The 9636-nt window shown below is 70.5% G+C and carries 11 protein-coding genes; 4 read left to right on the top strand and 7 right to left on the bottom strand.

What is annotated here, in order from left to right:
- Positions 1-151 precede the first annotated feature (151 nt).
- Complete coding sequence (locus ABZS42_RS01995) at positions 152-1009, bottom strand: 3-hydroxyacyl-CoA dehydrogenase family protein (protein WP_355141563.1); 858 nt, start codon at positions 1007-1009, stop codon at positions 152-154.
- A gap of 165 nt (positions 1010-1174) precedes the next feature.
- Here ABZS42_RS01995 and ABZS42_RS01990 point away from each other — a divergent pair, with 165 nt between their 5' ends.
- Together ABZS42_RS01990 and ABZS42_RS01985 are read left to right on the top strand one after the other, a co-directional pair.
- Positions 1175-1471 (top strand): hypothetical protein, encoded by a 297-nt coding sequence (locus tag ABZS42_RS01990; RefSeq protein ID WP_355141561.1) that lies wholly within the window; start codon positions 1175-1177, stop codon positions 1469-1471.
- Between the two features lie 158 nt (positions 1472-1629).
- Positions 1630-2019, top strand: a complete 390-nt coding sequence (locus ABZS42_RS01985) for a PPOX class F420-dependent oxidoreductase (RefSeq protein WP_355141559.1) — start codon at positions 1630-1632, stop codon at positions 2017-2019.
- Positions 2020-2073: 54 nt separating this feature from the next.
- Here ABZS42_RS01985 and ABZS42_RS01980 read toward each other — a convergent pair whose 3' ends face one another.
- The gene (locus ABZS42_RS01980) at positions 2074-2283 is read right to left on the bottom strand and encodes a BldC family transcriptional regulator (RefSeq protein WP_007073996.1); all 210 of its coding nucleotides are present in this window, start codon (positions 2281-2283) and stop codon (positions 2074-2076) included.
- Between the two features lie 250 nt (positions 2284-2533).
- Positions 2534-3373 carry a hypothetical protein gene (locus ABZS42_RS01975; RefSeq protein ID WP_355141557.1) on the bottom strand — a complete coding sequence of 280 codons (840 nt, stop codon included), beginning with the start codon at positions 3371-3373 and terminating at the stop codon, positions 2534-2536.
- A 169-nt stretch (positions 3374-3542) separates the two neighbouring features.
- On the opposite strand from ABZS42_RS01975, the gene ABZS42_RS01970 reads away from it, so the two are divergent.
- Positions 3543-4625 (top strand): Glu/Leu/Phe/Val dehydrogenase, encoded by a 1083-nt coding sequence (locus tag ABZS42_RS01970; RefSeq protein WP_355141555.1) that lies wholly within the window; start codon positions 3543-3545, stop codon positions 4623-4625.
- 306 nt (positions 4626-4931) lie between these two features.
- Entirely contained in the window at positions 4932-5147 is a 216-nt protein-coding gene (locus tag ABZS42_RS01965) for a DUF3073 domain-containing protein (RefSeq protein WP_355141553.1), read from the top strand.
- A 139-nt stretch (positions 5148-5286) separates the two neighbouring features.
- Here the strand turns inward: ABZS42_RS01965 and amcA are convergent, their stop codons facing one another.
- From amcA to purF, 4 genes are all read right to left on the bottom strand, one after another.
- A complete protein-coding gene (gene amcA / locus ABZS42_RS01960) occupies positions 5287-5523 on the bottom strand; it encodes a multiple cyclophane-containing RiPP AmcA (RefSeq protein ID WP_355141551.1) in 237 nt (78 codons plus the stop codon).
- Positions 5492-6595, bottom strand: coding sequence for a cyclophane-forming radical SAM peptide maturase AmcB (amcB, locus tag ABZS42_RS01955; RefSeq protein WP_355141902.1), 1104 nt, complete (start codon positions 6593-6595; stop codon positions 5492-5494). Before amcB ends, amcA begins: the two co-directional genes overlap by 32 nt.
- A gap of 130 nt (positions 6596-6725) precedes the next feature.
- Positions 6726-7880: a phosphoribosylformylglycinamidine cyclo-ligase gene (gene purM, locus ABZS42_RS01950; protein ID WP_355141549.1), complete on the bottom strand. Its 1155-nt coding sequence runs from the start codon at positions 7878-7880 to the stop codon at positions 6726-6728.
- A gap of 56 nt (positions 7881-7936) precedes the next feature.
- A complete protein-coding gene (gene purF / locus ABZS42_RS01945; RefSeq protein WP_355141547.1) occupies positions 7937-9478 on the bottom strand; it encodes an amidophosphoribosyltransferase in 1542 nt (513 codons plus the stop codon).
- Between the last annotated feature and the right edge of the window lie 158 nt (positions 9479-9636).

Raw genomic sequence — 9636 nt, 5'->3', positions numbered from 1 at the left:
CGTTCGCGACTGCGGGGCTCGCAAGCTCACTCCTCGCGCTCACCGAGCCAACCTTCCGTTCGCGACTGCGGGGCTCGCAAGCTCACTCCTCGCGCTCACCGAGCCAACCTTCCGTTCGCGACTGCGGGGCTCGCAAGCTCACTCCTCGCGCTCACCGCTTCACGCCGCCTTCCCAGGTGTAGAAGCCCTGGCCCGACTTCTTGCCCAGCCGGCCGGCGGCGACCATCTCCTCGAGCAGCGGCGGCGGCGCGAACCGGTCCCCGTACGCGGCCTGGAGGGTACGGGCGATGTCCAGCCGGACGTCGAGCCCGACGAGGTCGGTCAGCTCCAGCGGCCCGATCGGGTGCCGGTAGCCGAGCACCATGGCCTTGTCGATGTCGGCGGGGCTGGCCACCTCGTCGGCGACCATCCGGATCGCCTCGAGGCCGAGCGTGACGCCGAGCCGCGAGGTGGCGAAGCCCGGCATGTCGCGTACGACGACGGGATCCTTGCCCAGCCGCCCCGCGAGCGCGACCGCCGCCGCGGTGGTCTCCTCGGCGGTCGCCGGGCCGACCACGACCTCGAGCAGCGCCATGGCCCAGACGGGGTTGAAGAAGTGCAGCCCGAGGAAGCTCTCCGGCCGGGCCAGGTCGGCCGCGAGCTCACCGATGGAGATGCTCGACGTGTTGCTGCCCAGCAGCACCGGCCGCAGCGCCTCGGCGTCGCGCAGCACCGCCCGCTTGAGATCGAGCCGCTCCGGCACCGCCTCCACCACCACGTCCGGCCCCTCGGCGACCTCGGCGAGGGCGGTACGCAGGCTCACCCGCGCCCGGTTGGCCAACGCCTGCTCGGCGGTGAGCTTGCCCCGCGCCACCGCCCGCTCCCACAGCTCGCCGAGCCGGGCGACGGCCCCCTCACCCCGACCGGGGTCGACCTCCACCAGCTCGACGGTGTGCCCGGCACCTGCCGCCACGTACGCGATTCCGAGCCCCATCGTGCCGGCTCCGATCACGACGAACCGATCGCTCACCACGCCTCCCCGCTGCGCCCGACGGCGGCACGGGTTTCACCCGCGGCCGACGGTCCGCTCCACTGCCTCATGGTGCGACCCTAAGAGCCCCGACGGCGACGCCCCGCGTGGGGGCGCGACGGATCGGGTACGAGACAGCCGTCAACGTCACGGAAGGACCAGTCGATGAGTGAGGCAACCGAGAACGTCGCGGGCGGGGAGGCCACCGCAGCTGTGGAGACCCGGGGGGACGAGCGGGTCGACCTGCTGCGCGCGGACACCAACAACGACGGACGGACCGACGTGTGGGTGGCGGACACCGACGGCGACGGGAAGCCCGACCTGTTCCAGTTCGACACCGACCACGACGGCGCGGTGGACGTCACCATGGTGGACCTCGATGAGGACGGCACCCCGGACGAGGTGGTCGACGGCGACGGCGGCCTCCCGCCCGCGCCGCTGCCACCGACCGTCCAGGTCTGAGCCGGGCGGCGGGCCCCCGGCGGCCCCCTCGTCCACATCGGGCGGCCGCCCGGGCGCTCCGTCGCAGGTCAGCGACCATTCGATCGGTACGCGACACGGCTCCGCGCGGTTCGCGCTATCCGGTCGGTCAGTCAGTCGTGGGGCCTTATCCTGGCGGCGTGGAGACCCTGGACCGCCTGTCGGCGGAGAAGTACATCCTGCTCACGACGTTCCGCAGGGACGGTCGGGCGGTGCCGACTCCGGTCTGGTCGGTCCGCGACGGTGACGGGCTGGCGGTCTGGACCGCCGCCGACTCCGGCAAGGTGAAGCGGATCCGTAACAACGGCACGGTGACGGTGGCGCCCTGTGACGTCCGCGGCCGACCACAGGGCGCGTCCGTGCCGGCTCACGCGAGCCTCTACGACCCGGCGGGCAGTCTTCGGATCCGCGGCCTGCTGAAACACAAGTACCGGCTGCTGGGCCGGCTCACGCTGCTGGGCAGCCGGTTGCGCCGAGGCGAGGGCGGAACGGTCGGCATCCGGATCACCTTGAACGAGGGCCGAACATGAACCAGGGCGGTGGCCCGAAGTCCACCGCCCTGGCTCATAGAACGTGCTGCCGACTCAGTCCCCCTGGCGCTGCTGGGGGATCTGCCCCTGCAGCAGGGCTCTGACCTCCGACTCGCGGTACCGGCGATGCCCGCCGAGGGTGCGGATGGCGGAGAGCTTCCCCGCCTTGGCCCACCGGGTCACCGTCTTCGGGTCGACACGGAACATCGACGCCACCTCGGCCGGTGTGAGTAGCGGCTCTGGTTCGTGCGTTCGCGATGCCATCGGTCACTCCTCCACATGTATAGACATCGGCCGGGGTCCCGCCGGCCGACGCGTCTCCCATGGTCCGGCTAGTCCCCGATGTCCGACATGGGCCGAACGGCCGAACGTCCCTAGACGGACGGATGAACCATGCCCGATTTATGGTACTTTTATGCGGCAGAAAGTACCTTATTCGGACTCATGATCACGGTTCGTGAAGCATCAACTACGAGCACTACTCGCCTTGGGAGCGCTCCGTAAGCGGAATGTCCTAGTTGCATCGCTCCAACAACTGCACCGCCCGCCAGCGCGCCACCAGCTTGTCGTACGCGACCGAAGCCTCCTCGGCCTCGCCCCGGGAAAGCCCCGCCAGACCCGCCGCGACCAGCTCGGGTGAGTCGTCGGCGGAGAGCGTCTCGTCCGGCAGCAGATCGACCAGGCCGCCGTAGTCGAGTTCCACCGTCGACCGCGGATGGAACTCCTCCAGCCAGCGGGCGGCCTCCTCGACGGCCTCGGTGATCGGCGCCTCGCCGACGGACTTGCGCAGCACCGCCAGCGCCCGCGACGATCGCCGCCGAGCACTGGAGATCTCCGTCCGGTAGCGCAACACCCGCCGGCCCGGGTCGGTGACCAGCTCCCGCTCCTCGGGGTCGAACAGGACGAACCACCGCAGCGGCACCCCCCAGGTGGCGATCTGCTCGTGCAGCCGGGGTACGCCGTGCTCCAGCACCCGGGCGCCACTACGCCAGTCGTCCACCACCGCCTTGGCCTGCCCGGCCAGGACCGGGGGCACGAAGGCGTCGGCGAGTACCGGAGGAACGCCGTCCCGGGCGCTGAGAGCCGCCTCGGCCACCCGGATGCGCAGGTTCCACGGGCAGACCAGCAGGGTGTCGTCCGTCTCCAGGACGTACGCCTCCTCGGGCAGGTCCGGCAGGCGCGTCCAGCCGGCGCCGAGCGCTTCGATCACCGCCGTCCGCTGCCGGCCCGGCCCCTCGACCGGGGCCACCGCCCGCCCCTCGGACACGTATCGCCGCCAGTACGACTGGCGGTCCCGGTCGAAGGCGGTGAGCGGCTCGTACACGCGCAGATAGGAAGCAAAGAGCGACGGCACGGCGCGATCCTCCCACGAACACGGCCTCCAGCGCCGCCAGCGCCCGTGAGCACGCCGTGGACGACGGGCCGCCGACGGCCGATATTAGGCTCAGACGCACCGGCAATATCCCCGCCGGCGTCCAACAGGTCCGTGTCCCACAAGGACGCACCGACACCAGGAGCCAGTCATGGGCGTATTCACCAGCACCGACGACCCGGGATCGACCGGCCACGAACAGGTCGTCTTCTGCCAGGACAAGCAGACCGGCCTCAAGGCGATCATCGGGATCTACTCCACCGCGCTGGGGCCCGCGCTCGGCGGCACCCGCTTCTACCCGTACGACAGCGAGGAGGCCGCCCTCGCCGACGTGCTGGATCTGTCCAGGGGAATGGCCTACAAGAACGCGCTGGCCGGACTGGACCTCGGCGGCGGCAAGGCGGTCATCTGGGGTGACCCGGAGCAGATCAAGTCCGAGGCGCTGCTGCGGGCGTACGGCCGGTTCGTCGAGTCGCTGGCCGGCCGCTACTACACCGCCTGCGACGTCGGCACCTACGTACCGGACATGGACGTCATCGCCCGGGAGACCCGCTACGTGACGGGTCGCAGCGTCGAGCACGGCGGTGCCGGCGACTCGTCCGTCCTCACGGCCTGGGGCGTCTTCCAGGGCATGCGGGCGGCCGCCGAGCACGTCTGGGGTGAGCCGACGCTGCGCGGCCGGCGGGTTGGTGTGACCGGCCTGGGCAAGGTCGGCAAGTACCTGGTCGGGCACCTGCTCGACGACGGCGCGGAGGTGGTGGCCAGCGACGTCAACCCGCGCGCGCTCGAATGGGCTCGGACGAACCACCCGCAGGTCACCCTGGTGGACGACGCGGCTCTGCTGGTCGCCTCGGACATCGACGTGTACGCCCCGTGCGCTCTCGGCGGTGCGCTGAATGACGAGACCGTGCCGGTGCTGCGGGCGAAGGTGGTCGCCGGTGCGGCGAACAACCAGCTCGCCCACTCCGGCATCGAGAAGCTGCTGGCCGACCGCGGCGTCCTCTACGCGCCCGACTACGTGGTCAACGCCGGCGGTGTGATCCAGGTCGCCGACGAGATCGAGGGCTTCAACTTCGAGCGGGCCAAGCTGCGCGCCACCCGGATCTACGACACGACCCGGGAGATCCTCACGCTCGCCGACGCCGAGGGCGTGCCGCCGGCGGTGGCCGCGGACCGGCTGGCCGAGCGGCGGATGGCCGAGGTCGGCCGCCTGCGCACGATCCACCTGCCCTGATCCCCGTCCCGGGGGCGGAACGCGAGCGATCCGTCCCCGGGTTCACCCGCGGCGCACAGCGGGCGGTTAAGCTGAACCTGGAGTCAGTTCGTACCGTTTTGCCCGGTGTCACGGGTGCTCACGTTTCCGCTCCTTACCGGGTACACTGGGTGACGGCCGGACCACCGCGACGCGCAGGGCCGGTAGACGGTAACCCGAGGTGCCGAACGGTGGCATCCCCATGTACCGTAAGAGCCACGAGAGATGCCTGACGTCATCGGGGCCCGCCTTCGGGCTGCCCCGCATTCTGTGCGAGGGGGTCGAGCCATGGGGCGCGGCCGTGCTAAGGCCAAGCAGACAAAGGTGGCCCGGGAGTTGAAGTACCACTCCCCGAACACCGACCTCGCCGCCTTGCAGCGAGAACTCGGCGGCAGCGGAAAGTCGAACCACGACTTCGACGACGACTACAAAGAGTATGTCGACGACGATGACGAGGACCACGCGGACGACGACCCCGACACCTGGGTCCGTCCGACCCGCTGACCCCCGGTCGCATCTGAGCACGCGGTGAGCTCCGCGTGCTCACGTATGTGCCCGCTGGAGGCGGCGGTGTGGCGCCCGACGGTCAGGGGCCTGCCGAGCAGTGCGCGCCGGACAGGCCCCTGACCCCGGTACCGCACCGTCAGCGTGGCCGGTTGTTCCAGTTGTAGAAGGTCGGGATGTTCTCGAAGTGGTTCCAGGCGCAGACCGCGCCTCCATCACTCGCGCCCGCCACCTCCGACCGGAGAAGCCGCGCGGCCTCGGCCTCGCGGAGCAGAGCGATGAGCCCCGGGGCGGCATCATGCACCCGCTCGGCCACTCCCGCTGGGACGACAACCGCCGCGCGCTCAGGCTGCCGGTGACTGGTGGTCTCGGGCATGCTCCAACACTCCCTCCAGTAGGCGGATCTTGCTGTTGCGGCAGTGCTCGGTCTCCGTACCGTCGAACCGCCCCAGCTCGAAGTAGCGGTTAGCGGCGTGGCCACCACCACAGAAGCCGAAATATGGGCAGCTCGAACGGCACGCCTCGACCCCGTCGAGGAACTCACCCACCCAGGGCGTCCGCTCCACGCCGGCCAGGATCTCGGCCAGCGGGGTCTCCAGCACATTGCCGCTGCTGAAGTCGCCGTACCTCGGATCGGTGAAGCCCGCCAGCTCCGGCGAGAGCACGGTGACCGAGCCGTCGTACCCGATCGTGGGGATCGGATCCAACTGACGGGGCAACACGTCGTCCGCCACGCCGTCCAGGACCGCCGCCGCGTACCGCAGGGACCACTCGATCTCCCGCAGGTGGATGCGCGGCTCACGCCGCCACGCGGCCACCAACTCCGCCCAGAAGGCGGTCACATCGGCCACGTCGTGGGCGTTGTCGCGGGTGTTGACCCCCTCGGTCTCCTCGATGTTGACACCGAGCACGTCACAGCCGAGGTCGAGGAAGTAGTCGTACAGCTCCGCGGCGAGCCCGGGCACCGGCCGGGAGACGACCGCGAGCGCCGAAAACGGCAGCCCGCGCCGGCGCAGCGCCGCGATCCCACGCACAATCCGGTCGTACGCCGGGCGGCCGCCCCGGGTGACCCGGTCCCCGTTGCGATCCCGAGGGCCGTCGACGCTGACGCTCACCCGCATCTCGTGCTCCACGAAGAAGTCGCACCAGGCGTCGTCGATGAGCGTCGCGTTGGTCTGTACGTGGTGCTCGATCTCGGGCCCGAACGGGGCCATCAGCGCCGCCAGGTGCTCCCGCCCGGCCGCGAGGGGCTCACCACCGTGCCACACCACCGAGAACCGGCCGGTCGTCGACCACGAGTTGACCGAGGCGGCCACCGCCTCCGCCACCGGCACCGCCATCCGCCGGTCGGCGGCCCGCAACGGCAGGTAGCAATACGCGCAGTCAAGATTGCAGAGAGTGGTCGGCTGCATCACGACATACGACGGGACGGCGGCCACGCCGCGCATCCCGATGAAGGACTGTCCCCGAGCAGCCATCGCCCTCCCTTGCCTGGCGTGAGGGTGCCCTCAAGGCTAGGCGGCGATGGCTACTCGGGTGAACCCCTGATCAGGTACTCGTATGATCAGCGGAGCGTGATCAGCCGCGAGTGTGCTGGCCGATCATCTGAACGTTCCCGGAGCCCTCGATGATCTCGCCGGCCTGCCACGCCTCGACGCCACGGCCGGTGAGCGTGGCCAGGGCGCGGTCGGCGTCCTCGGCGGAGACGATCGCGAACATGCCGACGCCCATGTTGAACGTCGCCTCCATCTCCGAGTCCTCGATCCGGCCCTTCGACTGGACCAGGTCGAAGACCGGCTGCGGGCGCCACGTGGAGCGGTTCACCACCGCGTCGACGTTCTCCGGCAGGATCCGGACCAGGTTGCCCGGGATACCGCCACCGGTGACGTGGGCGAACGCCCGCACCTCGGCCTCGGCGATCAGCTTGAGGCAGTCCTGTGCGTAGATCTTGGTGGGGGTCAGCAGCTCCTCACCGAGGGTGCGCTGGCGGCCGAAGTCGTCGATCACGACGTCGAGTCGCATCCGCCCCGCGCCGAGCAGCACGTGCCGGACCAGCGAGTAGCCGTTGGAGTGCAGGCCCGAGGAACGCATGGCGATCACGACGTCGCCCACCTCGACCCGCTCCGGGCTGAGGATCTCGCTCTCCTCGACCACACCCACACCGGTGGCGGAGATGTCGTACTCGTCGGGACGCAGTACGCCCGGGTGCTCGGCCGTCTCGCCGCCGAGCAGCGCGCAGCCCGCGTACCGGCAGCCGTCCGCGATGCCGGCGCCGATCTCGGCGACCTTGTCCGGCACCACCTCGCCGGTGGCGATGTAGTCGAGCAGGAACAGCGGCTCCGCGCCGCAGGCGACCAGGTCGTCGACGACCATCGCGACCAGGTCGATGCCGACCGTGTCGTGGATGTCCATCTGCTGGGCGATCACCAGCTTGGTGCCGACGCCGTCCGTCGACGAGGCGAGGATCGGGTTCTTGTACTTCGTCGTGTCCAGCCGGAACAGGCCGGCGAAGCCGCCCAGGTCACCCAGTACCTCGGGTCGACGGGTCTGCCGCACCTTGGACTTGAGCAGTTCGACGGCGCGGTCGCCCGCCTCGATCGACACGCCCGCGTCGGCGTACGAGGCCGAGCGTTTGCGCGCCTGCCGGCCGGCACCCGCCGTCCAGGGCTGGCGGTCGCCGCCGGCTCCGGTCGGGCTGGTACCTGCGCCGCTGCGCTCGGACACGTGCGTCACGGTTCTCCCCTTTGTGTTTCTGGCGCCGCCGTTGCGGTAGCGGGCGCCCCGTGGTGCTACGGGCGGTGGACGGAAGCGCCGCCCGGAGTGGCGACGAGCGGAGAGGTGGTGTGCTCCGGGGCGTCCGGGGTGCTCGTGGCTACCCGCCGACCCACTCCCTCGAGCACGTGCTTGCCGATCAGGTTGCCGGCCGGCAGATCGATCGGGTACTCCCCATCGAAGCACGCCCGGCAGAGCCGGGTCTTCGGCTGCTCGGTCGCCGCGATCAGACCGGACAGTGAGACGTACCCGAGCGTGTCGGCGCCGATCGAGCGCCGGATGCCATCGTTGTCCAGCCCGTTGGCCAGCAGCTCGGCCCGGGTGGCGAAGTCGATGCCGTAGAAGCACGGCCACCGGACCGGCGGCGACGAGATGCGGACGTGCACCTCGAGCGCGCCCGCCTCGCGCAGCATCCGCACGATGGCCCGCTGCGTGTTGCCACGGACGATCGAGTCGTCGACGACCACGATCCGCTTGCCCCGCACGTTCTCGCGCAACGGATTCAGCTTGAGCCGGATGCCGAGCTGGCGGAGGGTCTGCGACGGCTGGATGAACGTCCGACCCACGTACGGGTTCTTCATCAGACCCTGGCCGTAGGTGATCCCGGACTCCTCCGCGTAACCGATCGCGGCCGGGGTGCCGGACTCCGGGACGGGGATGACCAGATCGGCGTCGACCGGGTGCTCCCTGGCCAGCTGGCGGCCGATCTGCACGCGGGCGGAGTGCACGTTACGGCCGGCGATGGTCGCGTCCGGACGGGCGATGTAGACGTACTCGAAGAGGCAGCCCTTCGGTTCGGGCGCGGCGAACCGGGTGGAGCGCAGCCCGTCCTCGTCGATGGCGATCAGCTCGCCCGGCTCGACCTCGCGGACCACGCTCGCGCCGACGATGTCGAGCGCCGCGGTCTCGCTGGCCACCACCCAGCCACGCTCGAGCCGGCCGAGGACCAGCGGGCGTACGCCGTGCGGGTCGCGGGCCGCGTAGAGCGTCGACTCGTCCATGAAGACGAAGCTGAACGCGCCGCGCAGCTGCGGCAGCACCTCCAGCGCGGCCGCCTCGACGGAGAGATCCGGTCGGCTGGCCAGCAGCATGGTCACCAGGGAGGTGTCGTTGGTCGAACCGTCGTTGGTGAGCCCCCGGTCGGTGACCTCCCGCTGAAGCTCCGCGGTGTTGACCAGGTTGCCGTTGTGGGCCAGCGCGATCGTGGTGCCCGCGCTGGTCGAGCGGAGGGTCGGCTGGGCGTTCTCCCAGGTCGAGCCGCCGGTGGTCGAGTAGCGGGCGTGCCCGATGGCCACGTGCCCGCGCAGGCTGGCCAGGGTCGGCTCGTCGAACACCTGCGCTACCAGGCCGAGGTCCTTGTAGACGACCACGCCCGAACCGTCGCTGACCGCGATGCCGGCGGCCTCCTGGCCCCGGTGCTGGAGCGCGTAGAGACCGAAATAGGTCAGATTGGCAACTTCTTCCCCCGGGGCCCAGACGCCGAAGACGCCGCAGGCGTCCTGGGGACCGGGTCGCTGGGGATCAAGGTCGTGGCTCAGCCGGCCGTCGCCTCGGGGCACCTGCCGCTCCCTCTTGCTGGGGTCTGTCGGGCCTGGCGGGATCACGGGGTGGGATCCGCACTCCTCGGCCGGGACCACTGGTTTCGCCTGACAGTGTACGCGAATCGCCGTCAATACAGAAAGTCACGATCACCATGCCGAGCGTCACCGCGTTCGAC

Source organism: Micromonospora sp. NPDC005367 (assembly GCF_040606825.1).
Classification (GTDB): Bacteria; Actinomycetota; Actinomycetes; order Mycobacteriales; family Micromonosporaceae; genus Micromonospora.
Note: the sequence above shows the minus strand (reverse complement) of the source record. Positions and strands in the feature narration are given on the sequence as shown.